The 26,551-nt window shown below is 63.7% G+C and carries 14 protein-coding genes and 1 pseudogene; 6 read left to right on the top strand and 9 right to left on the bottom strand.

Annotation, left to right across the window (positions count from 1 at the left end; all coding sequences use genetic code 11):
- Position 1 precedes the first annotated feature (1 nt).
- Complete coding sequence (locus tag ACVWVP_RS29075) at positions 2-14,038, bottom strand: non-ribosomal peptide synthase/polyketide synthase (RefSeq protein WP_457409479.1); 14,037 nt, start codon at positions 14,036-14,038, stop codon at positions 2-4.
- Between the two features lie 208 nt (positions 14,039-14,246).
- On the opposite strand from ACVWVP_RS29075, the pseudogene ACVWVP_RS29070 reads away from it, so the two are divergent.
- Both ACVWVP_RS29070 and ACVWVP_RS29065 read left to right on the top strand, forming a co-directional pair.
- Positions 14,247-14,497, top strand: a pseudogene (locus ACVWVP_RS29070) (type II toxin-antitoxin system HicA family toxin).
- Entirely contained in the window at positions 14,494-14,859 is a 366-nt protein-coding gene (locus ACVWVP_RS29065) for a type II toxin-antitoxin system HicB family antitoxin (RefSeq protein ID WP_457409477.1), read from the top strand. Before ACVWVP_RS29070 ends, ACVWVP_RS29065 begins: the two are co-directional and overlap by 4 nt.
- On the opposite strand, the gene ACVWVP_RS29060 is transcribed toward ACVWVP_RS29065, so the two are convergent.
- On the bottom strand, positions 14,860-16,032 hold the full coding sequence (locus tag ACVWVP_RS29060) for an MFS transporter (protein ID WP_457409475.1): 1,173 nt from the start codon (positions 16,030-16,032) through the stop codon (positions 14,860-14,862).
- A 142-nt stretch (positions 16,033-16,174) separates the two neighbouring features.
- Here ACVWVP_RS29060 and ACVWVP_RS29055 point away from each other — a divergent pair, with 142 nt between their 5' ends.
- The 3 genes from ACVWVP_RS29055 (at position 16,175) to ACVWVP_RS29045 (ending at position 18,316) form a co-directional block, all read left to right on the top strand.
- Positions 16,175-16,756, top strand: a complete 582-nt coding sequence (locus ACVWVP_RS29055) for a TetR/AcrR family transcriptional regulator (RefSeq protein WP_457409473.1) — start codon at positions 16,175-16,177, stop codon at positions 16,754-16,756.
- A 67-nt stretch (positions 16,757-16,823) separates the two neighbouring features.
- Entirely contained in the window at positions 16,824-17,789 is a 966-nt protein-coding gene (locus ACVWVP_RS29050) for a GlxA family transcriptional regulator (RefSeq protein WP_457409472.1), read from the top strand.
- Positions 17,790-17,854: 65 nt separating this feature from the next.
- The gene (locus tag ACVWVP_RS29045; RefSeq protein ID WP_178919775.1) at positions 17,855-18,316 is read left to right on the top strand and encodes a Cif family virulence factor; all 462 of its coding nucleotides are present in this window, start codon (positions 17,855-17,857) and stop codon (positions 18,314-18,316) included.
- On the opposite strand, the gene ACVWVP_RS29040 is transcribed toward ACVWVP_RS29045, so the two are convergent.
- The 6 genes from ACVWVP_RS29040 to fmdA form a co-directional block, all read right to left on the bottom strand.
- Positions 18,317-19,672: an MATE family efflux transporter gene (locus ACVWVP_RS29040; protein ID WP_457409469.1), complete on the bottom strand. Its 1,356-nt coding sequence runs from the start codon at positions 19,670-19,672 to the stop codon at positions 18,317-18,319.
- A 25-nt stretch (positions 19,673-19,697) separates the two neighbouring features.
- Positions 19,698-20,270: a DUF2239 family protein gene (locus ACVWVP_RS29035; RefSeq protein ID WP_259175714.1), complete on the bottom strand. Its 573-nt coding sequence runs from the start codon at positions 20,268-20,270 to the stop codon at positions 19,698-19,700.
- Between the two features lie 67 nt (positions 20,271-20,337).
- On the bottom strand, positions 20,338-21,294 hold the full coding sequence (locus tag ACVWVP_RS29030) for an AAA family ATPase (RefSeq protein WP_457409467.1): 957 nt from the start codon (positions 21,292-21,294) through the stop codon (positions 20,338-20,340).
- A gap of 3 nt (positions 21,295-21,297) precedes the next feature.
- On the bottom strand, positions 21,298-22,341 hold the full coding sequence (locus ACVWVP_RS29025; RefSeq protein WP_178919771.1) for an aliphatic amidase: 1,044 nt from the start codon (positions 22,339-22,341) through the stop codon (positions 21,298-21,300).
- A 15-nt stretch (positions 22,342-22,356) separates the two neighbouring features.
- On the bottom strand, positions 22,357-22,704 hold the full coding sequence (locus ACVWVP_RS29020; protein WP_178919770.1) for an FmdB family zinc ribbon protein: 348 nt from the start codon (positions 22,702-22,704) through the stop codon (positions 22,357-22,359).
- 2 nt (positions 22,705-22,706) lie between these two features.
- Complete coding sequence (gene fmdA / locus ACVWVP_RS29015; RefSeq protein WP_178919769.1) at positions 22,707-23,936, bottom strand: formamidase; 1,230 nt, start codon at positions 23,934-23,936, stop codon at positions 22,707-22,709.
- A 234-nt stretch (positions 23,937-24,170) separates the two neighbouring features.
- Between fmdA and ACVWVP_RS29010 the strand changes: the two genes are divergently transcribed.
- Entirely contained in the window at positions 24,171-25,811 is a 1,641-nt protein-coding gene (locus ACVWVP_RS29010) for a methyl-accepting chemotaxis protein (RefSeq protein ID WP_457409463.1), read from the top strand.
- On the opposite strand, the gene ACVWVP_RS29005 is transcribed toward ACVWVP_RS29010, so the two are convergent.
- Positions 25,808-26,539 (bottom strand): GntR family transcriptional regulator, encoded by a 732-nt coding sequence (locus tag ACVWVP_RS29005; RefSeq protein ID WP_178919789.1) that lies wholly within the window; start codon positions 26,537-26,539, stop codon positions 25,808-25,810. The genes ACVWVP_RS29010 and ACVWVP_RS29005 overlap by 4 nt on opposite strands.
- Between the last annotated feature and the right edge of the window lie 12 nt (positions 26,540-26,551).

Here is a 26,551-nt window from a genome sequence, read left to right as displayed (position 1 = left end):
TTCAAATCGCCTCTAGTTCGCTCAAAAAGTCACGAAGATCATCAAAATCTTCCGCGCTGCCGGCGCGGAAGGTGGCTGCGGCCTGTACATAGGCGCGCAGCGATTCGGTCTGGAACAGTTCCATCAGCGGCACCTCCAGGCCCAGTTCGGCCTGGACCCGCGACGTGATCTGGATCGCCAACAGGGAATGGCCGCCGACTTCGAAGAAGTTGTCGTTCAGGCCCACTTGCGGCAGGCGCAGCACATCCGCCCAGATCGCAGCGATCTGTTGCTCCAGCTCGGTTTCCGGGGCCACGTACTGTTGCTGCATCAGGCTCGCGTCCGGCTCGGGAAGGCCTTTGCGGTCCAGCTTGCCGTTGGGCGTCAATGGCATCTGGGCCAGGAACATGAAGTGCGCGGGCACCATGTAGTCCGGCAGGCTGGCTTTCAGGGCGCGGCGCAGTGCATCGCGGAACTCGCCTTCGTTGGCCAGGTTGGCGTCTGCCGGCACCACATAGGCCACCAGTTGCTTGCCGGTCGGGCCTTCCTGGGCCACCACCACGGTTTCGCCGACGCTGTCCTGTTCGCGCAGGCGCGCTTCGATTTCGCCCAGCTCGATGCGGAAACCACGGATTTTCACCTGATGGTCAACACGCCCCAGGTAATCCACCACCCCATCGGGACGGCCACGGGTCAGGTCGCCGCTGCGGTACACGCGGCTGCCGGGTTTGCCGAACGGGTCTGGGACAAAACGCTCGGCGGTCAACGCCGGACGCTCCAGGTAACCCCGCGCGACACCTTCACCGCCCAGGTACAACTCGCCAGCCACGCCGATGGGTTGCAGGTTCAGTTGACTGTCCAGCACGTAGCCACTGCGATTGCCGAGCAAGGTGCCGATCGGCGCATACACCGCGCCGCATGGGTCGCCTCTGCGCGCCTTCCACAGCAATGGCGTGACCACGGTTTCCGTCGGGCCGTAGCCGTTGAACAGGTAGGTCGGGCGCAGTGCGCGCCAGGCCAGGTCGTAGCTGGCCTGGGCCACCGCATCGCCGCCGAAGCAATACACGCGCACCGCCGGTGGGTTGCCGTCGCGCTCGGCGTGTTCGGCCAATTGCTGCAGGTACACAGGCGGGAACACCGCCATGGTGACGTTGTGCCGGTGCATCTGCTGGTAGGTGTACTCGGGCAGCCACAGGCTGTCGTCACGGATCAACACGCTGGCGCCGTTGATCAACGGGTGCATCCAGCCCTCGTGGGAGCCGTCGAAGGCGAACGACATGAAGTGCAGTTCACAGTCGGCCGGCGACGTTTCATAACGTTCGCCAGTGGCGATGATGTGCGCCACCAACGGGCCGTGGGACACCGCCACGCCTTTAGGCATGCCGGTGGAACCGGAGGTGTAGATCACGTAGGCGAGGTTGTCGCCGTCCAGTGCAACCTCCGGCGCCGCATCGCTGTAACCCGCCCAATCTTCGGTGCGATCAATCGCCAGGGTCTCCAGGCCTTCGGGAATCGGCAGTTGCTGCAAGCCGCGGGTGTGGCTCAACAGCAGCTGGGCGCGACTGTCTTGCATCATGTACAGCAGGCGATCACGCGGGTACTCGATGTCCAGCGGCACGTACACACCGCCCGCCTTCATGACCGCAAGGAACGCCACCATGATCTCGGCGCTGCGCGGCATGGCGATGGCCACCCGCACTTCCGGACCGACGCCCCGGGCAATCAGGGCATGGGCCAAACGGTTGGCCTGGCGGTTGAGTTCAGCGTAGCTCAGTGTTTGTGTATCGAACTTCACTGCCACCGCCTGCGGGTTTTCCCGGGCGCGGTCGGCGACCAACTCGTGCACCAGGCGCTGGGCCGAGAAGCCTGCATCAGTGCAGTTCCACAATTGCAGGATGTGCTGCTGCTCGTCCTGGCCCAGCAGGTTCAAGTGGCTGATGCTCTGCTGCTGATCGGTAACCATCGCCTGCAGCAGGTTCTGCCAATGCCCGGCCATGCGCTCGATGGTGGCGGGGGCAAACAGGTCGGTGGCGTAACTCAAGGAAGCGCGCAACGCCGTGTGGCTTTCCTCCACATCCAGCGCCAGGTCGAACTGGGCGACACCTTCATCCCAGCTCAAGACTTCCACATGCAGGTCGGTGAGGCGTTGCAGATGGCTGTCGGCAGACGTCATGCGGTGGTTGAACAGCACTTGGAACAGCGGGCTCAGGCTCAGGCTGCGCTCCGGTTGCAGGGCTTCCACCAGTTGCTCGAACGGCAGGTCCTGATGGGCCTGGGCATCCAGGGAACGCTGGCGCACCTGGTCGAGCAACTGCTGCACACTCATCTGCCCATGGATATCAGCCTTGAGCACCTGGGTATTGACGAAGAAACCAATCAGCCCTTCAGTCTCAAGGCGGTTGCGGTTGGCGATCGGTACGCCAACACGCACGTCTTCCTGGCCACTGTAGCGGTGCAGCAATGCCTGGTAGGACGCCAGCAAGACCATCGGCAACGTCACGCCAGCGGCCTGCGCCAGGTTGCGCAAACCGGCCAGCAGTTCAGGTGCCAACTCGATGCCATGGCGTGCGCCGCGATGGCTTGGCAGCGCCGGGCGCAGGTGGTCGAACGGCAACTCCAGTACTGGTTGCTGCCCCCCTAGCTGCTCACGCCAGTAGGCCAGTTGACGGGCTTTCTCACCGGCTTCCATCCAGTTGCGCTGCCACACGGCATAGTCGGCGTACTGGATCGGCAACGCCGGCAGGTCGGGCATTTCGCCTGTGCTGAAGGCGGCATACAGCTGCACCAACTCTTCGACCATCAGTTGCATCGACCAGCCGTCCGAGACGATGTGGTGCTGCACCAGCACCAGCACATGCTCGTCTTCGGCCAGGCGCAGCAACTTGGCCCGCAGCAGCGGCCCGCGCAGCAGGTCGAACGGGCGGGCCACCTCATAGGCCACCCGCGCCTTGAGGTCGGCGAACTCACAGTCGGCGCGCTCGACGTCAATCAGGCCCGAGTCTTCAATGACCTGCACGGTACCCGCAGCCGTTTGGCGCAGGTGGGTGCGCAGGCTTTCATGGCGCGCCAGCAAGGTGTCGAAGCTGCGTTGCAACGCCGCCAGGTCAAGCGCGCCTTGCAAGCGTAGCGCGCTGGGGATGTGGTACGCCGCGCTGTCGGGATCCAGTTGCCAGAGGAACCATTGACGCTCCTGGGCATAGGACAGGGGCAACGGTTGCAGACGGTCGGCCTGGCATATCGCCGGCACCTGTGCGTCCTCCTCGCCCAGGGCCGCCACGAAATCGCCGAGCGCCGGGTGTTCGAACAGGGCCTTGAGGGCAACGTCCAGCGCAAGCGCCTGGCGTACCCGCGAGATCACCCGGGTGGCCAGCAATGAGTGACCGCCCAGTTCGAAGAAGTGGTCATCGAGCCCCACTTGCGGTACGTCCAGCACCTCGGCCCAGATCGCTGCGACCTGCTGCTCACGCAGGGTCACAGGCGCCACATAGCCTTTGAGCAACACGGTTGCATCCGCCTTGGGCAAGGCCTTGCGGTCGAGCTTGCCGTTGGGGGTCAGGGGCAAGCTGTCGAGAAAGACCCAGTGCGCCGGCACCATGTAGTCCGGCAGGCGCTCGCGCAAGGCGGCCTTGTACGCGTGCGGCTCCTCGGGGGTGGCGGTAACCAGATAGGCGATCAGATGATCGTTATCGGCCAGTACCACAGCCTCGCGCACGCCCGGCTGTTCACGCAGGCAGGCTTCGATTTCACCCAGTTCGATGCGGAAACCGCGCACCTTAACCTGATGGTCGACCCGACCGATGTACTCCACCACGCCGTCGGCGCGGTAACGGGCCAGATCACCGGTGCGGTACAAGCGTTCGCCCGGCGCACCGAATGGGTTGGGCACAAAACGTTCGGCGGTGAGCGCCGGCCGTGCGTGGTAACCACGGGCCAGGCCGACACCGCCGATCAACAGCTCCCCCGCCGCGCCCTGCGGGCAGGGCGTGAGGCCGGCATTGAGGATAAACAACGACGTGTTGGCGATCGGCCGCCCGACAAAAGGCTGGGCCTCCAGCAAACGGTGCGCCGCCGACCAGATGGTGGTTTCGGTCGGCCCATAGAGGTTCCACACCGGGCCTTGCAGGTCGAGCAGGCGCTGGGCCAGGTCGGCCGGCAGTGCCTCGCCGCCACACAGGCATTGGATACCGCGCAGCAACGACACCCGTGGGCTGTCGAGCAGCATGCGCCAGGTCGATGGCGTGGCTTGCAGCACACTGGCGGATTGAGCCTGGACCCGATCAAGAATGGCATCCGGGTCCAGCGCCATCGCCTGGCCGCTCAACAGCACGGTGGCGCCAACGCTCAGCGGTACGTAAAGCTCCAGGGCAAAGATGTCGAACGAGAAGGTGGTCAGTGACAACACCCGCGCCTCGGCGCCGATGTGCAGGGTCTGCGCCATGCCGTGGGTAAAGCTGCACAGTGCCTCGTGCCGCACCATCACGCCCTTGGGCTGGCCGGTGGAGCCGGAGGTGTAAATGACGTAGGCCAGGTGTTGCGGCGTGACCGCAACCTGCGGGTTGTGCGCGTCACCTTCGGCATCGTTGACCAGCAGCACCTGCAAGCCTTCGGGCTGGGCCAGCCGACCGATCAGGTGCGGCTGGGTCAACAGCACACGGGCGCGGCTGTCGTCGAGCATGAAGGCCAGTCGCTCCGCCGGGAACTGCGGGTCCAGCGGCACATAGGCGCCACCGGCCTTGAGGGTCGCCAGCAACCCCACCACCATCTCCAACGAACGCTCGACGTGCACGGCCACCAGCACATCCGGCCCCACGCCCGCCGCGATCAAGCGATGGGCCAGGCGGTTGGCGCGCCTGTTGAGCTCGGCGTAGCTGAGGTGTTCACCCTCAAAATGCAGCGCGATCGCATCCGGGTGGGCAAGCGCTCGCGCTTCGAACAGTTCATGGACACAGCGTTCGCTCGGGAACTCCACAGGGCTGTTGTTCCAGTCGTGTACCACTTGTTGCCATTGCCCTGCACTGAGCATCGGCAATTCGTCCAGGGCCTGGGCGGCATCCTGTACCACGGCGCGCAACAGGTTTTGCCAATGCTCGGCCAGACGCTGTGCGGTCGCCGTCTCGAACAGGTCGGTGGCGTAGGTCAGCGAAGCCCAGAGACCATCGGCCGACTCTTCGGTTTCCAGGTTCAGGTCGAACTGGGTGGTGTGACCGGCCCAATCCACCGGTTGCAGGTGCAGGCCGGGCAACGCCAGCGGGGCTGTGCGCAGGTTGTCCTGGTGGTTGAACATCACCTGGAACAACGGGTTGTGGCTCAGGCTGCGTTCCGGTTGCAGGGCCTCTACCAATTGTTCAAAGGGCAGGTCCTGATGGGCCTGGGCTTCCAGGGCTCGCTGCTTGATCTGGCCAAGCAACTGCTCGAAGGTCATTTGCCCGTGCACATCGGCTTGCAGCACCTGGGTGTTGACGAAGAAGCCGATCAGGCGTTCGGTTTCCAGACGGTTGCGGTTGGCAATCGGCACTCCCACACGGATCTCGGACTGGCCACTGTAGCGGTGCAGCACGGTCTGGAACGATGCCAGCAGCAGCACGAACAAGGTCACGTCCTGGCGCTGGGCCAGGGCCTTGAGGCTGGCCACCAGCGTGGCGTCGAGGTGGATTTTGCGGCGGGCGCCACGCTGGCTTTGCACGGCCGGGCGCGGGTGGTCCAGCGGCAGTTCGAGCACGGCATGTTCGCTGCCCAGGCGCGCGCGCCAGTAATCGAGCTGGCGTTGCTTCTCTCCGGCCGCCATCCAGTCGCGTTGCCATTGTGCATAGTCGGCGTATTGGATCGGCAGCGCGGGCAGTTGAGCGCGGCCCTGATAGAGCGTCATCCACTCATCGACCATCACCTGCAGCGACCAGCCATCAGAGATGATGTGGTGCTGGGTGATGACCAGCACATGGTGATCCGATTCGACCTCCAACAGCTTGACGCGCATCAGCGGGCCGCTGCGCAGGTCGAATGGGCGCAGGATTTCTTCTGACACGGCGTGTTCGATGGCCGAAGCCTCGACCTGTTGGTGCTCGATCAGCACCGGCAGGCTCGGGTGAATCACCTGCAGCGTCTGCTCGCCCTGCTCCACAAAGGTGGTGCGCAGGGGTTCGTGGCGCTGGATCAGGGCCTCAAGCGAGTGCGCCAAGGCGGCGGTGTCCAGTGGGCCACGCACGTGCAAGGCGGTGGGCACATGGTAGGCCGCGCTGGCGGGATCCAGCTGCCACAGGAACCATTGGCGCTCCTGGGCGAAGGACAGTGCCAGCGGCTGATCACGCTCCACGACCACCAACGGCGGTGCCGTGTCGGCTTGCAACCCTGCGCAGGCCGCGGCGAACGCCTGCAACGTCGGCTGTTCGAACAACGCACGCAGCGGCACTTCCAGCTTGAGCGTGTGGCGCACCCGGGAAACCACTTGGGTGGCCAACAACGAATGGCCGCCGCGCTCGAAGAAGTGATCTTCAAGCCCGACCCGCTCGACCTGCAACACCGCTTGCCAGATGGCCGCCAATTGCACTTGCAGCGGGCTCTGCGGCGCCACGTACGCCTGCGGGCCGACGTTCATGTCCGGCGCTGGCAGCGCACGACGGTCGAGCTTGCCGTTGTTGTTCAGCGGCAATGCGTCGAGCACCATCCAATGGGCCGGCACCATGTAATCCGGCAGGGACTGGCGCAAGGCCGCCGCCAGGACTTGAGCTTCCACCGCGCAGCCTGAGGTGGGCACCACGTACGCCACCAGTTGTGCGCCAGTGGCACTCGGTTGCGCGATGACCGCGGCTTCACGCACTTGGGACAAGGCTTGCAGGGCGGCTTCGATTTCGCCCATTTCGATGCGCAGACCACGGATCTTCACCTGATGGTCGATACGCCCGACGTACTCCAACGCCCCCACCTCGTTGTAACGGGCCAGGTCGCCGCTGCGGTAGAGCCGCGCACCGGGTACGCTGGAAAACGGGTCCGGCAGGAAGCGTTCGGCGGTCAACGCCGGGCGGTCGAAATAACTCTGGGCCAGGCCCGCTTCGGCGCCAATGCACAGCTCACCGACGCCGTCGGTGGCCAGCAGTTCGAAACCGCTGTCGAGCACATACAGTGAACGCCCGGCAATCGCGCGGCCAATCGGCACGCCGAAGGCATCGCTGGCATCAGCCAGTTGGCAATCGTGCACGCTGGACACCACGGTGGCCTCAGTCGGGCCGTAGGTATTGACCAGGCGAACCGCGCCCAGGCCCGCCGTGTGCCAGTTGCGCAGGCCTTCTACCGACATCGCTTCGCCGCCCACATGCACTTGGCGCAGATTGCCCAGGGAACGCGGCTCGGCCAGGCACTCTTGTGCCAACAGGTACCAGTACGCGGCGGGCAGGTCGGCCAGGGTCACGCCCTGCTCGACGATGACCCGGGCCAACTGGCCGGCGTCCCAAAGCTCATCGCCGCGCATGATCAGCGCGGCCCCCACGCACAGTGGCGGGTAGCATTGCTCGACGAAGCCGTCGAAGCTGAAGGTCGCAAATTGCAGCACGCGGTCTTCGGCACTCAAGCGGCTGTAGGCCTCGGCGCTGTCACAGAATTGACCGAGGGCGGCGTGGTCGATGGCCACGCCTTTGGGCTGGCCGGTGGAACCGGAGGTATAGATCACGTAGGCAAGATCGGCGGCGCTTGCGTGGCTGGACGGGTCTGTCGCCGGGAAGCCGGTCAACTCGCCACCGAGCGCCGTGAATTCCACGCGTTCGAGCCCTTGTGGCAACACCAGGTCGGCGAGCAGCCCGCTTTCGCTGAGTAGCAGGTCCAATCGGCTGTCCGCCAGCATGTAGGCCAAGCGTTCGTTGGGGTATTTAGGGTCCAGCGGCACATAGGCCGCACCGCTTTTGAGCACGGCCAACAGGCTGACGATCAACTGCGGGCCACGTCGCGACGCCAGGCCCACGCGCTGCCCGGGCCCAACACCGAGTGCTTGCAGACGATGGGCCAGGCGGTTGGCCCGTGCGTTCAGTTGGGCATAGCTCAAACGCGACTCGCCGCACTGCACGGCCAGCGCGTCGGGCGTGGCCTGGGCCTGGGCCGCAATACGCTGGTGCACGCGCTCGGGGCGCTGAGCCGCACCAGGCGCCTGGCTGAGGGCAAGGACTGCGCCTTGCGCATGATCGTCCAGCAGTTGCAGACGCCCGAGCGGAATCGAGGCATCGGCGACCAGTTGCGCCAACAGGTGTTGCAGGTTGGCACTCAAGCGCGCGACCTGCTGCGCGCTGAAGCGCGTGCAGTCGTAGCTGAATTCCAGACGCAGGCTGGTACCCAACTCAACGCCCAGGGTCAGCGGGTAGTTGGTGCGCTCATGGTTGTGCATCTGGCCGAAGGTCAGGCCAGCCGGCGCACCTTGTTTCAGCGCTTCGGCGACCGGGAAGTTTTCAAACACCAGCAAGGTGTCGAACAGCACGCCGCCCTGCTGGCCGGCCCAGGCCTGGATGTTGTAGAGCGGCACATGCTCATGGTCACGCAGGCTGAGGTTCAGCGCTTGCAGTTCGCCCAACCAGGTAGCGGCCGGCAATGCAGGCGAAGCGGCGCTGATGATCGGCAAGGTGTTGATGAACAGGCCCAGTTGCTCTTCGATACCCGGCAGCGGCGCCGAGCGCCCCGCCACGGTGGCACCGAAGGCCACGCAATCCTGGCCGGTGTAGCGTTGCAGCAAGAGGCTCCACGCGCCTTGCAGCACAGTGTTGAGCGTCACCTTGTGTTGACGGGCGAATTCACCGAGGGCCTGGGTGAACCCATCACCGAGCGACACGACAGAGTCCGCCACGCCTGCCCCGTTAGCGGGCGCACGTAAGGCATCGGCCAGCAACGTGGGCGCTTGCAGCGGTGCCAAGGCAGTCTTCCAGAACGCCTCGCCCGAACCCTGCTGCTGCAACCAGCCCAGGTAATCGCGGAATTGACCAACCGGCGCGGGCAACGCTTGGCCTGCATACAGGGCAATCACTTCACCGAGCAGTTGGGCGTTGCTCCAGCCATCCATCAGGATGTGGTGGCTGGTGAAGATCAGGTGCCAGGCCGAGCCCGCACCCCGTACCAGCATCAGGCGGAACAGCGGCGCGTTGCTCAGTTCGAAGCCACGCTCGCGCTCGGCCTGCGCCAGGGCGTCGAGATCGGCGCCCGCGTCTTCAATCACCTGCAACTGCACGTCGGCCTGGCGATGGATCACCTGATGGGCGCTGTCCAGGCCCAGCCAGTGGAAACTGCTGCGCAGGATGTCGTGGCGGTCCAGCACAGCCTGCCAGGCGCGACCGAAGGTCAGCAGGTCGAGGCCCTCGATATCGAGGCGCAGCTGGTTGATATAGGCCTGGGCTTCAGGCTGGTACAGGGTGTGGAACAGCATGCCCTGCTGCATCGGCGATAACGGGTAGAGATCGGCAATGGCCGGCCCGGCCACCGGCAGCGCGTCCAATTGCGGTTGGGTGATGCGTGCCAACGGGAAGTCCGACGGCGTCACCTGCCCTGCCGGCGTGGCGCAGCAATGTTCAATCAGCGCCTTGAGTTCTGCCCGGTAATCATCGGCCAGGCGCTGGATGGTCGTGGTGTGGAACATGTCGAGGCTGAAGCCCCATTGCAGTGCCAATTCACCGCCGTACACCTGCCCTTCTACGGTCAGCCAATTGGCCAACGGCGCCTCGGCGTCCTGGGCCTGGCCGCTGCCTTGAGCGGCCGGCACGAACAGCGCCGAGTCATCGAACTGACGGTCGAACTGCCCCAGGTAGTTGAAGGTGATACGCGGAGCCGTCAGGCCCGCCAGGGCCTCACGGGCATCGGCGTTGCCCAGGTAGCGCAGCAGGCCATAGCCCAGCCCCTTGTCGGGGACCGCGCGCAGTTGCTCCTTGATCGATTTGATCGCGCTCGACAATTCGCCCTCGGCCTGCAAACGCACCGGGAACAGGCTGGTGAACCAGCCGACGGTACGGGTCAGGTCGACGTCGTCGAACAGGTCTTCACGGCCATGGCCTTCCAGCTGGATAAGCGCTGCCTCTTGGCCATTCCAACGGCTGATGACACGTGCCAGCGCCGTCAACAACAGGTCGTTGACCTGGGTGCGATAGGCGGCCGGCGCATCTTGCAGCAGTTGGCGGGTGTCTTCGGCGTTGAGGCGGATTTCGAGCTTGGTGCCCAGGCGATTCTGCAAGCCGCCTTGAGGGTTGTCGCATGGCAGATCGGCGTCGATGGACTGCGCCTGCCAGTAAGGCAGCTGGGCGTCGAGGGTCTGCGCATGGGCCTGCAACCGCTGCGCCCAGTGCTGGTAGGCGCTGGTCTTGGCCGGCAGTGCCACGTTGCGATACGCCTGTTGCAGGTCCTCCAGGAGGATGCGCCACGACACACCGTCGACCGCCAGGTGATGGACCACCAGCAACAGGCGCTGACCGCCATCGGCTTGGGTGACCAAGGCGGCACGCATCAGCGGGCCTTGCGCCAGATCCAGGCTGCGCTGGGCTTCATCGCACAAGGCGGCCAGCTCTACATCGTTGTGCGCATGCGACTGCCACAACCCGAACGCGGTGACCGGAGCCCCGTGGGTTTGCTGCCAGCCGTCAGACTGCTCCACAAAGCGCAAGCGTAGGGCGTCGTGATGGTTGATCAATTGGATCAGGGCCGCTTCCAGGCGCACAGGGTCGAGTGCCTCGCGCGGGGTCAGCAGCAACGACTGGTTCCAGTGATGCCGCGCCGGGATCGCCTCGCTGAAAAATGCCTGCTGCACCGGCGTGAGGATCACCTCACCGCAGACCGGGCCCTGGTCGATCACGATGGCCTGTTCGACACTCGCCACCCGCGCCAGGCTGCGCACGCTCTGGTACTGGAACAGGTCACGCGGGCTGAGGCGAATGCCCACCTGACGGGCGCGGCTGACCACCTGGATCGAGATGATCGAGTCGCCGCCCAGCTCGAAAAAGTTGTCGTCCAGGCCGACTTGCCCAAGGCCAAGCACGTCCTGCCAAATCGCCGCCAAGGCGATTTGCAAGGGTTCTTGCGGCGCCTCATAAGCCTGTTGCGGCGCAGCATCCGGCACCGGCAGGGCCTTGCGATCGAGCTTGCCATTGGCGGTAACCGGCAGCTTGGCCAGGTACACCAGGTGGGTCGGCACCATGTATTCCGGCAGGCTGTCGAGCAGCCACGCCTTGAGGTCGGCAGGTTCTTCGTGTTCGAGTACCAGGTACGCGACCAACTGCTTGCCACCCTGCACCAGCACCACGGCTTCGCGCACATGCGGGTGCTGCATCAGGCGCGTCTCGATTTCGCCGAGTTCAATCCGCAAGCCGCGCAGCTTGACCTGATGATCGAGGCGGCCCAGGTATTCGATCACCCCGTCGGCGCGCTGACGCACGCGGTCGCCGGTGCGGTACAGGCGCGCACCGTCGGCAAAGGGGCTGGGCACAAAACGCTCGGCGGTCAGCCCCGGGCGACGATGGTAGCTACGGGCAAGGCCGACGCCGCCCAAGTACAGCTCGCCGGACACACCAGCCGGCACCGGGTTGAGCTGAGCGTCGAGCACGTAGGTGGCGAGGTTGGCGATCGGGCGGCCGATGGGCACGCTGTCGGCACCTTCGTCGACGCAGGTCCAATGGGTCACGTCGATGGCGGCTTCGGTCGGGCCATACAGGTTGTACAGACTGGCACCCGGCAACTTGGCGAACACCTGCAGTTGCGCATCCAGCGCCAGGGCTTCGCCGCTGCACACGATGCGCTTGAGGCTCGTGCAGGCTTGCACACCCGGCTCATGAATAAACGCCTGGAGCATCGACGGCACGAAGTGCAACGTGGTGATGCCGTGGCGACCAATGGTTTCGATCAACCGCGCCGGCTCACGGTGCTCACCGGGAGCGGCGACCACCAGGCGTGCGCCGGTCATCAGCGGCCAGAAGAACTCCCACACCGACACGTCAAAACTGAACGGCGTTTTTTGCAACACCGCGTCACTGGCATCCAGGCCATACGCCTGTTGCATCCAGCACAGGCGGTTGACCAGCGCACGATGGCTGTTGCCGGCGCCCTTCGGCTTACCAGTGGAACCGGAGGTGTAGATCACGTAGGCAAGGTTCAGCGCATGGAGGGCGACGGCGGGTGATGCATTGCTGTAACCGTCGAGCCACGACGCGGACTGATCCAGCACAATCACGTCAATCCCTTCGGTCGGCAGCAGCGCCAGCAGGCTTTGCTGGCTGAGCAGCAGCTGGATGCCGCTGTCTTCGATCATGTAGGCCAGGCGCTCCTGGGGGTACTCCGGGTCCAGCGGCACATAGGCACCACCGGCCTTGAGAATCGCCAGCAGGCCCACGACCATTTCCACGGAACGCTCGATGCAGATACCCACCAGCCCATCCGGGCCAACGCCCCGCTCGCGCAAGGCGTGGGCCAGTCGATTGGCGCGGGCGTCGAGCTGGGCATAGCTCAAAGTGGTGGCGCCAAATACCAGCGCCGGGGCGTGCGGCGTGCGTTGCGCCTGGGCCTCGATCAGTTGATGGATACCCTGCTCGGTCGGGTAGGCCTCGGCGGTCTGGTTCCAGTCGTGGATCAGCACCTGCTGTTCGTCGGCAGCCACCATCGGCAATTCGCCGATGCGTTGCTCACCGTCGGCGACCATGGCGTGCAACAGGCGGGTCCAGTGCTCGGCCATGCGTGCGATGGTGGGCGCGTCGAACAGGTCATTGGCGTAGGTCAGCGCAGCGTGCAGCGTGCCGGACTTCTCAAAGGTGTCCAGGGTCAGGTCGAACTGGGTGGTTCGGCTTTGCCATTCCACCAGGGCCAATTCCAGGCCGGACGCGGTGCTCACCGAGCTGATGTCGGCCACCACCGGCTGATGGTTGTACATCACCTGGAACAGCGGCGTATGGCTGAGGCTGCGCTCAATCTTCAGCGCTTCCACCAAACGTTCGAACGGCAACTCCTGGTGGGCCTGGGCGCCCAGTGCATGCTCCTTGATGCCTTGCAGCAATTCGCTGACGCGGGTCTGCCCGGTCAACTCGGTGCGCAGCACCTGGGTGTTGACGAAAAAGCCGATCAGCCCTTCGACTTCACTGCGGTTGCGGTTGGCAATCGGCACGCCGACACGGATATCGCCTTGCCCGGTATAGCGATGCAGCAGCACGTTGAACGCGCCGAGCAGCAGCATGAACAAGGTGACGTTGTGTTTTTGCGCACAACTGCGCAGCTGCGCCGCCAGGCCCGGGTCGATGGCGAAGTTATGGCGGGTGCCCTGGTAGCTCGGCATGGCCGGGCGCGAACGGTCTGTGGGTAGCTCCAGGACCGGGTGCTCATCCCCCAGGCGCGCCTGCCAGTAGTCCAGTTGACGCGCCTGCTCCCCCGCTTCCAGCCAGCGCCGCTGCCACAGGGCGTAGTCGCTGTACTGGATCGGCAGCGCCGGCAATTGTGGCTGTTCGTTGCGTTCGTGGGCGTCGTAGCAGCGGATGAACTCGTCGATCAGCACGTTCATCGACCAACCGTCGGAGACGATGTGGTGCAGGGTCAGCAGCAGCACGTGTTCTTGTTCGTCGAGTTTGAGCAACTGCACGCGCAGCAGAGGGCCGTGCTCCAGGTCGAAGGGCAGCAGCGATTGACGGGTCGCGGCCTCAACGACAGCCTGCTCACGCTCGGCGGGCGCCAGCGTGCTCACATCCAGTTGCTCGATCGCCACGTTCGGCTCGATCGCCACCTGCAACAGGCGCTCATCGGCCTGGCGCTGGAACACCGTGCGCAGGGTTTCATGGCGTGCCACCAGGCTGTCGAACGCCTGCGCCATGGCGCCCAGGTTCAGCGCACCCTTGAGCCGTACCGCGCCCGGCAGGTTGTAGGCACCGCTGGCCGGGTCCAATTGCCACAGAAACCACATGCGCTGCTGCGCGTAGGACAGCGCCTGGCGATCCTGTGCCTCCACCCCTGCCGGGATCGGGAACCGGGAAAAATCCACGCCCTCTTTCTGCAAGGCCTGCAGGAACAGTTGGCGTTTTTCCAGGGGCAACCCGATAAACCGGCGAGCAAGTTTCAAGGAGTCTTCAGCATTCATTTCTTGGAGTCCGGAGCAATAGGCAGGAAGCACAAAGGCACGTCGTCCCTATAAAACGAACCGGACAGCGAAAAATTAGCGGGGGATGGGAGGCGCGCAGCGGCGTGTCATCAAGGGTTACACCAATTTCGGCACGACAGATGAGTCGGGGCTAGCATTGACGTAAACCACTTTTTGCAACTACATTTAGTTACACGCAGGGAACGCCGTGTCCAAAAATGAAAAATTGCTCGCCAAACTGCTCAATCCGCAGACGGGATTTACCTGGCCGGAGCTGGTCACGCTGCTGTGCCGGCTGGGCTACACACAGATTGAAGGGGCTGGAAGCCGCGTCAAATTCGACAACGGCGCCCCAGTGCAATGATTACGCTGCACAGGCCCCACCCCGGCAACGAAGTGAAACACTACATTCGGCGCCAGATCATCGAACAATTGAAATCAGGAGAACTGATTCAGTGAACAACCAACTGAAACACCAAGGCTACATCGGCTCCATCGAAGCCAGCCTCGAAGACAACTGCCTGTTCGGCAAAGTGCTGTTCATCAAGGCACTGGTCAGCTACGAGGGCAAGACCGTCGCCGAACTGGACGCGGCCTTTCGCGAAGCGGTGGACGACTATCTCGCCACCTGCCAGACCCTCAGGCAAGCGCCGGAGAAACCCTGCAAGGGCTCATTCAACGTGCGCGTCGGCCACGACCTGCATCTGGCGGCAGCGCTGGAGGCAAGCCGCAAGAAAGTGACGCTGAACGATTTGACGCGCCAGGCGCTGAGCGAATTTCTACAACACCACCGCACGGATGCTTCCCCGGCGATTGGCTGATTATCCCAACCGCCGATAGCCCAGCAACGCCGACCCCAACACCACCGCGCCGGCCGCCAGCGCCACCCAGAACCCGCTGGGGGCGCCGAAGTGGTCGATCATCCACCCGGAGCTGGCAGCGCCGATGGCCACGCCGATGCTCAGGCCGGTGATCAGCCAGGTCATGCCTTCGGTGAGGCGGCTCGGCGGCACCACCCGCTCCACCAACGCCATGGACACGATCAGGGTCGGGGCAAAGAACAGCCCGGAGATAAACACCGCCACGGCCAGCCCGGGAATATTGGTCACCAGCAGCAAGGGCAAGGTGGTCAACGCCGTGGCCACGCCGCACAACAGGAACTGACGTGGCAACGGTGCCTTGAGCTTGAGCGTGCCAAAGGCCAGGCCGGCCAGGCAGGAACCGATGGCGTACACCGACAACACGATGCTGGCCGCCGCAGGCTGGCCCTGGTGCTGGGCAAACGCCACGCTGACCACATCCACCACGCCGACAATCACGCCCATGGCCAGCAGCAGGATCATCAGGATCAGCACCGAGGGCGAAGCAATCAGCCAACCGCCGTGGTGCTCGTGGTGTTCGTGCACCGCAGGCTCGGTTTCGCGTTGCAGCACAAAGGTGGTGACCCCGACCGCCAGCAGCAGCGCCGCTACCAGCGGCCCGGCTTCGGGGAACAGCACCACGCTCAGGCCCACCGAGATCGGCGGGCCGATGATGAAGCACACCTCATCGAGCACCGATTCCAGGGCAAAGGCGGTCTGCAATTTGGGTTGGCCGCGGTACAACTCGGTCCAGCGTGCCCGCACCATGGCGGACATATTGGGCATGCAACCGGCCAGGGCGGCGAACACGAACAGGGTCCAGTTGGGCGCCTGCAATCGGGTGCACAGCAGTAACATCAACAACGCTCCGCCGCCGATCAGTGCCGCGATCGGTAGCACCCGGCCCTGGCTGTAGCGATCCACCAGACGCGACACCTGCGGCGCACAAAACGCCGTAGCCAGGGCAAATACGGCCGCCACCGACCCCGCCAGGCCATAGCCGCCATGCACCTGCGACAGCATGGTGATCAGGCCGATACCGGTCATGGACACCGGCATGCGCGCCAGCATGCCGGCCAACACAAATGCACGCGCGCCGGGCACCTGGAATAACTCGGCGTAGGGGTTTGCCATCCTGCTGAACCTCATTCTCAGTGCCTTGCAGCTTGCTATCTGAAGCGCCCAAGGCAAAATACATACGGTGCGTATGTGACAAATCATGATTAACATACGTAACGTATGTCAATCTATTACTGACCCTCAGCGAGACTTAACCATGAGCCGAGCCCGAGCCGAAATGATCGAGGACACCCGCGCCCGGCTGATCGCCAGCGCCCGCCAAGCCTTTGCCAGCCAGGGCTATGCCAATACATCGATGGACGACTTTACCGCGCGCGCCGGGCTGACACGGGGTGCGTTGTACCATCACTTTGGTGACAAGAAGGGCTTGCTGGCGGCGGTGGTGGCCCAACTCGACGGTGAGATGGATGCGCACTTGCAATGCATCACCGATCAGGCAAGCGACCCATGGGACGGGTTCCGCGAACGTTGCCGTACTTACCTGCGTATGGCACAAGATACCGAAATACAACGGATTGTTTTCCAGGATGCGCCTGCGGTTCTGGGCGTCACCGAATCAAGCCACTCGCAACACTGCGTGGAGTCCCTGGCCGCCTTACTGGAGAGCCTGATGAGCGCGCACATTATCGTACCGGCCGCCAGCCAGGCGTTGGCGCGCCTGATCAATGGCAGCCTGGTGAGCACCGCCTTGTGGATTGCCGCAGACGAACACTCCAACCTGCGACTGGAAGAAGGCCTGCAAGGGCTGGAGCTGCTCTTGCGAGGGCTGAAACAATAACCGGAAGCACATCCATACAACGCGTGCACACTTAGACTGCCCGCCTGCCCTTTTCCCGGAGCTCATCATGCAGCGCATCGGTTTCATTACCTTTCCCGGTTTCGGCGTCATGAGCTTCGCCGCGTTGTCTGTCTTTGAGAGTGCCAACAGCGCCGTGGGCAAGGCTCATTACGATGTCAGGCTGCTCTCCGAAAATGGCGGGCCGGTACGCAGCTCCCTGGGTGTAGTGGTGCACACCGAAGGCTTCGATGACACCGCGTTCGACACGGTGATCATCGGCGGCGGCAGTGATCGCGAATTTACCGCGCCACTGCTGGCTTATCTGCGACACGCCGCCGTGCACAGTCGCCGCCTCGCGGCCACCTGCTCCGGTACTTTCTTTCTGGCGCAGGCGGGGTTGCTCGACGGTATGCGGGCGACCACCCACTGGTTTTTTGCCGGCGAATTTCGCGCGCGTTATCCAGAGGTCCAACTAGAAGAAGAGCGATTGTTTGTGATCGACGGATCCATCTGGACCAGTGCGGGCATGACCGCAGGCATTGATCAGGCATTGGCCATGGTTGAAACCGACCTGGGGCCGGAAGTCGCCCGCGCCGTGTCGAAAACCTTCGTTCTTCAGAGCCGCCGCGTCGCAGGCCAGCCGCAACGCTCAGTGCTGCTGGACATGGAGCAGAAGACCGATCGTATTCAGGCCGCCATGACGTATATGCGCAATAACCTGCATCGCGCGCTGCCGTTGAGCGAGCTGGCAGATGCCGCACACCTGAGCCTGCGCCAGTTCAGCCGGGCGTTTCATGCACAAACCGGGCTTTCACCGGCCAAGGCTGTGGAAAAGCTGCGGATCGAAGCGGCCGTGGTGTTGATCCAGGATGGGCGTCACCCCCTCGACAACATCGCCCGCCAAACCGGGTTTGGTGACAGCGAACGCATGCGTCGGGCGTTCGTTCGCCAATTCGGCGAGCCACCGCGGGTGATTCGGCGCACGGCTAGAAACCCCGCCGAGGCAAGCGCAATGTCCCGAAACGAGGGTTAAATGGCCTTTGTCGGCATGTGAGCTGGCCTAAGCTTGACCTCAGCGACCATCCCTGAGGAATCCTTATGAAACGCTGTGCACTGGCCTTCGGCACCCTGTTTTCACTCTTCACCCTCACCTCCGCATTCGCGACCCCGCAAGAGGACGAAACCCGAGCGTTCTTTACTCGATTTGTCGAGGCTCAGAATGCCCATGACCTCAAGCAGATCAAGGCCATGCTGTGGGATTCACCAAAAATGCTCTGGTTTGCCCGTGGTGAAGCCAGCTGGGGGCCGGATGCCGTCGTCAGCAAACTCAAGGAATACTACAAGGGCACCTGGCAACTACAGCCGAACATGAGCCACTTCAGTGTGGTGATGGTGAACGACGAGGTTGCCCAACTGATGGTCCCGGTCGCCTTTACCCGAGGCCACCCAGGCGAGCCCGCGCAGGTGGACACTTTCCTGATCAGCCAGACGTTATTGAAAGGCAAGGACGGCTGGCATGTCGCAAGCATCCTGCCGGTCGCCGATACCCATTTCAAATAATCACACCAACCGCTTGATCTGCTTGTGCCGCCACACCAACCGGTAATACGCGGTCTGCAACACCAGCATCGCCAGGTAGGTCACCGGAAACGCCATCCACACCCCTTCCAGGCCAAAGTGCGCGTTGAACAGGTACGCCATCGGCAACTCGACGCACAGCACACAGAAGATCGAGATGGCCACCGGCATCAGCACCACGCCACTGGCGCGCATGATCCCGCCGACCACCGCCTGGAAACCGAACACCAGGATGCTCCACAACATGATGTGCAACAGGTGCTTGGCATTGCTGCGCGCCGTGTCGTCGGTGATAAACAGGCCCAGCAACCAGTGCGACAGCAGGTAACCGAGCACGATCAGGCCACCGGTCAGGCAAGTGTTGATCATCAGCCCTGTGCGCAGGATCGGCCCGATGCGTTCCAGGCGCCCGGCACCGATGGCCTGGGCGCCGAGAATCGAGGCGGTGATGGCAATCGACAGCGCCGGGAACTGCACGTAGTTGACGATCTGCGTCACTGCGCCATAGGCCGCCGTGGCTTGGGAGCCGTGCCCGTTGACCAGGGCGAGGATGACCAGTTCCGACAGCGACAGCACCACCATCTGCAAGCCGGTGGGCAAGCCGATACGCAGGACCTTGCCGAGGATCACTCGGTCCAGGCGCAAGGCGGCGAGCAATTCGCGGTCCGGCGCCATCACGTGGTTCTTATGGCGCAGGCGCAGGATCAAAAACAGCATTGCCAAGGCGTTCCCCACCAGCCCCGCGTACACCGCACTCTGGATGCCCATGGGTGGCAGGCCGATCCAGCCGCGAATCAGTGCCGGGGTCAGCAGCAGGCCGGCCAGTGTGGACACCATCAGCGCCAGCAACGGCGAAATCGTGTCGCTCACGCCGCGCAACAGCTGGGTGTAGAGGATGAACACCAGCAGCAGCGGCATGATCAACATCATCATCTGCGCATAGCCGACCGCATCGTCCAGCACATCGACCGGCGTGCCCAAGGCTTGTAATGCCGGGCGTGCAAACAAGCTGCCGAGCACCGCCGCGATCAGCCCCACCAGCGCGCCCAGGGTCAGGGTGGCGCCGGTGATGACCTTGACCATCGCGGTCTCCTGGGCGCCCCACGCCTGGCCGATCAGCACCGACGCGCCCGCCCCCAGGCCAATCACCAGGGCGATAAAGAAAAACACGATGGGAAACATCCCCGACACCGCCGCCAGTGCCTGGGTGCCGAGCATTTGCCCGACGTAAATGCCGTTGAGCGTGCCGGAAAAACTTTGCAGGAAGTTGGACAGCACCATCGGTGCCAGAAAGATCAAATAGATCTGCCACAACGGCCGTTTCTGGGTGACTTCCATGAAGATTCAGGTCCGTGAATTATTGTTAGACGGGAAAAGCATTGCGCGACAGCCACGCCAGGTACGTCTGCACGTCCGCCGGCCACTGCGCGATCTTGTGGGAAAAGTCTGCAGCGTCGTGGGCAAACAGTGCGCGGGAAGCCTCCTCGAAGCCTGGCAAGTCACCGCCGATGGCACTCATGAAACGATAGCTGGCTTCCTTGGCCTGGCGTATCTGATCACGGGAAGCACTGGCGGTGCGAGCGTCATCTACCAAGCGACGCAACGCCGCCGACGCGCCACCACGTTGCTGGCCCAGCCATTCCCAATGGCGCGGCAGCAGGGTGACTTCCCGCGCCACCACCCCCAGTTTCGGGCGACCCACCGATGGCGCTGCCGGAGGCTCGTCATCCGCCTCGGCCGATGCCGGTTGCGCAGGGGCATACCCCGCTGGCCAGGGGTAATCCACCTGGCTGCCGGTGGCGTCATCAAACACCAGAAAGCTGCCAGGCGCCAAGGCGGATTGGGCAAGGTTGTGAGCAACGTCGGCATAGGTGCCCGCCGCCACGCGCTGGTGATGGACAAAGGCGGTGCAGAGCGAAAGGTTGTGCGTAGGCATGATTTATTACCCGGGTGTTATTTGTTTTACCCGGGCTATATTAGCCAAAATTGTGCAACGCGCAAGCCTATTGACGTGAAACGTGCAACTGCTCATCCCGCAGGGTCGCCCGCATGCCTTGCACGCCGGGATCGTGCAACACGCATTCGGCGATGGCCGGCTGCAGCTCGACCCGCAGTCGCCTGCCCAAGGCCCTGGCGCCAAAACGTGCATCGTGCTGGCGGCACAACCATGCCCGCGCGGGCTCATCCACCTCCAGCCAGCGCTGGTGTGCCGCCAGGCGCCCGTTGAGCTTGCCCAGCTCCACTTCCAGCAGCGCCTCCAGCCACTGGCCGTCGATGGGTTCGAACACCAGGATGCGGTCGATACGGTTGAGAAACTCCGGCTCGAAGTGACCGTGCAACGCGTCTTCCAGCACCGCCGCCTCGTCCCGGGCAAACACCCGCAGCACGCGGCGCCAGCCGTAGGCGAAGCGTTGGCGATGACGGCGCGCCTGTTGTGCGCCGATGTTGCTGGTCATGAAGATCAGGCAATTGCGAAAGTCCAGGGTGCGCGTGCCACCGGCCAGGGTCAGCTGGCCGTTTTCCAGGATGCCCAGCAGGCTGCGCACCACCTCGTGGCTGGCCTTCTCCAACTCGTCGAACAACACGATGCCCGGGCAACTGTAGGTGCCCTGGATCAATTCGCTGTTGAACAGGCTGATGCCTTCCTTGCTCCCCACATACCCCGGCGGTGCGCCGGTGAGTGCGGCGGCGTAATGCTCCTGCGCAAGGGTGTGCATGTCGATGCGGCAAAAACCATCGGCACGGCCATGCAGCGCCTGGGCCAGCAGGCGCACGATCTCGGTCTTGCCCACGCCGGTCGGCCCCATGAACAGGTTGACGCTCAAGGGCCGCTCGCGCTCACCGATATCGGCCTTGACCACCTTGAGCAGGCCCTCGACCTGCGCCAGCGCGGCGTCCTGGCCGACAATACGGCTGCGCAGCAGCGTCATCACCCGGGCCGGCTCAAACGTAAAGCGCATGCCCTACTCCGCCGTCCGCGCTTTACCGCCATGGGGCAGTTGGCCCACCGGGCACTCGGCAACACCAACGGTGCTGCGGGTGATGTTCTCGACATTCTCCTGGGCCTTCTGCGCATCCAGCACCCAGGTGCGGTAGAACTCGAACGGGCAGTCCGCCACCCCCTTGTCGCCATCGCCCGAGGCGTGCATGCCGGTGTAGCCCCGGTGCAGCAACTTGAACAGGTGGTTCTGCGACTGGTCATTGGCCCGCGCATCGCGGATCTGCGACACCGACAATTGCGCGTACTGGATGCCCATCTCCTCCTCGCCGCATTCGCCCAAGGTGCGCCCGTCAAAACCGATAATCGCCGAGTGGCCGAAGTACGAATACACCCCATCGAAACCCGCCGCGTTCGCCACCGCCACATAGCAGTTATTGGCCCAGGCCATGCTCTTGGACATCTGCACCTGCTGCTCCTTGGCCGGGTACATATAGCCCTGGCAACGCACGATCAGTTCGGCGCCCTTCATTGCGCAATCGCGCCAGATCTCCGGGTAATTGCCGTCGTCGCAAATGATCAGGCTGATCTTCATGCCTTTGGGCCCCTCGCACACATAGGTGCGATCGCCCGGGTACCAGCCTTCGATGGGGCACCAGGGAATGCACTTGCGGTAGCGCTGTACGATTTCGCCGAGGTGGTTGATCAGCACCAGCGTGTTGTACGGCGCCTTGTGCGGGTGCTCTTCGTGGCGCTCGCCGGTCAGGGAAAACACGCCCCAGGTGTTCGCCTGGCGACAGGCCGCCGAGAAAATCGCGGTCTCCTCGCCGGGAATGCTTGCGGCGGTGGCCATCATTTCATCGTGGTCGTACATGATGCCCATGGTGCTGTACTCGGGGAACACCACCAGGTCCATGCCGGGCAGGCCCTGCTTCATGCCGACAATGATCTCGGCAATCTTCTTCGCGTTATCGATGACCTCGGCCTTGCTGTGCAGGCGCGGCATCTTGTAGTTCACCACCGCGACACCCACGGTGTCCGGGCTGCTGGAAATGTCGCCATGACGCATAACAACGCTCCTGTTCTAGTGGCTGATCATCCACGGCCGTGGGCCGGTCTTGGTCTTGAGCCCCAAGGGGTTGGCTTTGCTCGGCAGCACCTTTTTGCTCGTCCCACAGCAACTGCAACCGGCCGGGTGCTTGCGGCTTTCCTGGTATTCGCCGACGGTTTGCGGCGCGTGGCGGCTGCGCTCGTTGCCTTCGATGGCCTTGCGCTGGTTGCCCGACAGCGTTTGCAACGCCGGCGCGCAAATCAGCAACTGCCCGCCCGGCCCGTCGCAATAGGGGCACCTGCTCGGTTCGTTGCGCTGGGAGATAGGCCGCAACATCGTGAAGGTGCCGCACGCCGCACAGGCGTATTCGTAGGTCGGCATGGCTACAGGTCCGGGGCGATCGGCAGGTCGATGCTGCCATCGAGGAATTGGGTGGGGCCGTTGGCGTTGGGGTTGATGTCGAACTCGAAGATTTCCGTGGGCAACCACAAGGTCGCGCAGGCATTGGGGATGTCCACCACGCCGCTGATATGCCCTTGTACCGGCGCCGAGCCGAGCAGCGCATAGCCCTGGGCCGGCGAGTAGCCGAACTTGGTCAGGTAGTTGATCGCATTCAGGCACGCCTGGCGGTAGGCGATATTGACGTCCAGGTAGTGCTGCTGGCCCTGTTCGTCCACCGAGATGCCTTCGAAGATCAGGTAGTTCTTGTAGTTCGGCGTGATCGGGCTCGGCTTGAACACCGGGTTCTTGATCCCGTACTTGGCCATGCCGCCCTTGATCAACTCGACTTTCATGTGCACCCAGCCGGCCATTTCGATAGCACCGCAAAAGGTGATTTCGCCGTCGCCCTGGCTGAAGTGCAAGTCGCCCACCGACAGCCCTGCGCCCTTGACGTAGACCGGGAAGAAGATCTTCGAACCCCGGGACAAATCCTTGATGTCGCAGTTACCACCGTGCTCGCGTGGCGGTACGGTACGCGCGCCAGTGGCAGCCGCATCGTCACGGGCCTGGCCCTTGAGCTTGCCCATGTGCGCGGTGGCGGCCAGGGGTGCGTTGGCCAGCGGCGGGACGCGGGTGGGGTTGGTGTCGATCAGTTCCTGTTCGCGGCGGTTCCAGTCGGCGAGCATGACCGGGTCGGGCAGGCAGCCGATCAAGCCGGGGTGGATGAGGCCAGCGAAGTTCACCCCCGGAATGTGCCGGGAGCTGGTGAACATGCCCTTGAAATCCCAGATGGCTTTTTGTGCGCTGGGGAAGTGATCGGTGAGAAAACCGCCACCGTTCTGGCGCGAGAAGAAACCGTTGAACCCCCACTGGGAGTCGGCCTTGGCGCCGATGTCGAGCAGGTCCACCACGAGCAAATCACCCGGCTCGGCGCCGTGCACGCCTACAGGGCCCGACAGGTAATGCACGGTGGACAAGTCCACGTCGCGCACATCGCTGGCGTCGTCGTTGTTCTTGATGGCGCCGGCGGTCCAGTCGTAGGTTTCGAGGATGAAGTCATCGCCCGGCTTGACCCAGCAGGCCATCGGAATGTCCGGGTGCCAGCGGTTGTGAATCTGCTCGTTTTCGGTGACAGGCTGGTTGAGGTCGACTTTGATCAGCGTTTCGGTCATGGACAGGCTCCTGGACGGATGACGGGTGCGTGCGATCCAGTCTCAGGGGACCAGGGAAAACGGGGAATACGTTGGATGACGTATAAAACCCGGGCGTGCGGTTTTATTCCATCAATTCGCTCAATGTCAGGATCAGCAATTAGTGATTGGACGCAACGTCGAGGGCTGATTAGATTCCGCGAGACAGATAGCTTTTAGCCATCACTCCTTAGCCCCCTGAATATCGAGCTTTCCATGAAAAAACCTGTCTCGTTGGCAATGCGTATCGGACTGGGCTTTGCGTCCACCCTGTCGTTGCTGGTGCTGATCACTGCCGTCGGTATCCAGCGAGTGGGGTTTATCGACGGCACCCTCAAGGAGGTCGGTGAAAAAGCCGCCGTGGTCCAGCGCTACGCGATCAACTTCCGGGGCAGCGTGCACAACCGCGCCATCGCCATTCGCGACGCGGTGCTGGTCAAGGATGAGCCGGCGCTTAACCGCCACCTGGCCGAGATCGACCAGCTCAAGCGCGACTACCAGGATTCCGCCGTGATGCTCGACCGCCTGTTCGCCAGCGCCGCCCCCAGCGCCGAAGAAGCCCGCCTGCTGGCCGATATCAAAGCCATCGAAACCCAGGCCCTGGCCTCCAGCGAACGGGTGATTGCCCTGCGCCGCGGCAATGACATCGCCGGCGCCCAGGACCTGCTGCTGGCCCAAGCATCGGCCCATTACACCGAGTGGCTCAAGCGTGTGAATTCGCTGATCGACTTCGAGGAAGCCCAGATCAAACAACGCCTGGACACGGTGCAATCGGCCGCCAGCAACTTTGCCGTGCTGATGGTGCTGGCCAGCGCGGTGGCAATCATCCTGAGCGTGCTGGTGTCGCTGCTGATCATCCGCAACATCAAGGCCACCCTCGGCGCCGAGCCGGAGGAAGTGGCCGAAGCGATTCGCCGCCTGGCCAAGGGCGAGTTGAACCAGCCCATCGAAACCCGCTACCCCGACAGCGTGATGGGCATCCTGAAAAACGCCCTGGCGCGCCTGGGCGACACCATCACCGAAGTGCGCGCCGCCGCCCAGGCCCTGCGCCACTCCTCGGTCACCCTGCTGTCGGTAGCCAGCGATAACCGCCAGCAAATCACCCTGCAAACCAGCGAAGCCCAGCATGTGGCCGCCGCCATCACGCAAATGGCGGCCTCGGTCAGCGAGGTCTCGGGCTACGCCTCGGCGGCGTCGAAGGCCACCATCCTGGCCGACGCGGAAGTGGACAGCGGCCACCGCCTGGTGGGCGAAGTGACGGTGGCCATCGAAGAGTTGGCGACGATCCTTGAGCACGCCACCACCCGGGTCAACCAGGTGTCCAGCGACAGCGAAAACATCGAAACCGTGATCGAGGTAATCAATGCCATCGCCGCCCAGACCAACCTGCTGGCCCTCAACGCGGCAATCGAAGCAGCGCGGGCCGGTGAGCACGGGCGCGGCTTTGCGGTGGTGGCCGATGAGGTGCGCTCCCTAGCCACGCGCACCCAGGAATCCACCCAGGAAATCCGCGACATGATCGGCAAGCTGCAAAGCGGCACCCAGGACGCCGCCGACATCATGCAGCGCAGTCGCGACCTGGCCCAGGTCACCGTGGCGCAGACCCGCGACTCTCAGGTGGCATTGGGCAAGATCAGCCAGGAAGTGGGCGCGATCAACGCAATGAACGCGCAGATCGCCAGTGCCTCGGTGCAGCAGAGCGCCGCAGCCGAAGAGGTGGCGCAGAACGTCACGCGCATCCACAGCTCCACCGTGCAATCGGCGGCCGGCTCCGAAGTGGTGGAAAACTCCAATCAGGAACTGGCCGAGCTGGCGGACCGCTTGAGCACCAAGGTGGCGTTCTTCAACGTGGCCTAGAGCTTGTCGCGCTTCATTTGCATGGTCAGGGTGAAACGGTCTGCCGGGTAGACCGTTTCCGACACGGCAATCACCTCACCGGCTTCATCCCGGTACTGGCGGATGATGTTCAGCCCCAGTGCACCGCTCTGGGCTTTCAGGCTGGCGGCCAGTTCGGTACTCAGTTGCACCGGCCGCACCTGCTGGTCGACCACATCGATGTGCCGCGCAAACGCCTTGCCGATCAACGCAGCGATCAATTCATCAGGGTGTTTGCGCGCCTCGGGGATCACCTCGGCGAAGGTCTGTTCGGCGTACACGTCGGTCCAGCACAACGGCGCATTGCCGTCGCCGGCATCCACCTTGATGCTCGACACGCAGAAGTAGTGCCCACCCGGCTCCAGCCCCAGGCGGCGAGCCAGGGCGATGTCGGCGACGAATTCACGCACGCCCTGGATATCACGAATGTGGGTTTCGGCCACTTGCACCAGGTCGGCCACCGACGCCATCGCCTGGGAATAACCGCCCTTGGGTGACGACGCCTCGACCCGCGTGCCCACGCGCTTGCGCCGCGAGACCATGCCCTGCCCCTGCAACTGGTCGATGGCCGCGCGCACCGTGTGCCGGCTCACCGCATACAGCGAACACAGTTCGAACTCCGTCGGCAACAACGACCCCACCGGGTAATGGCCGCTGCCAATCCTGTCAATCAAGTCCTTGGCCACCGCCGCATAACGCCTCTGGCTCACGCTTTCCATTTT

It is taken from the genome of Pseudomonas sp. TE24901, assembly GCF_054058375.1.
Note: the sequence above shows the minus strand (reverse complement) of the source record. Positions and strands in the feature narration are given on the sequence as shown.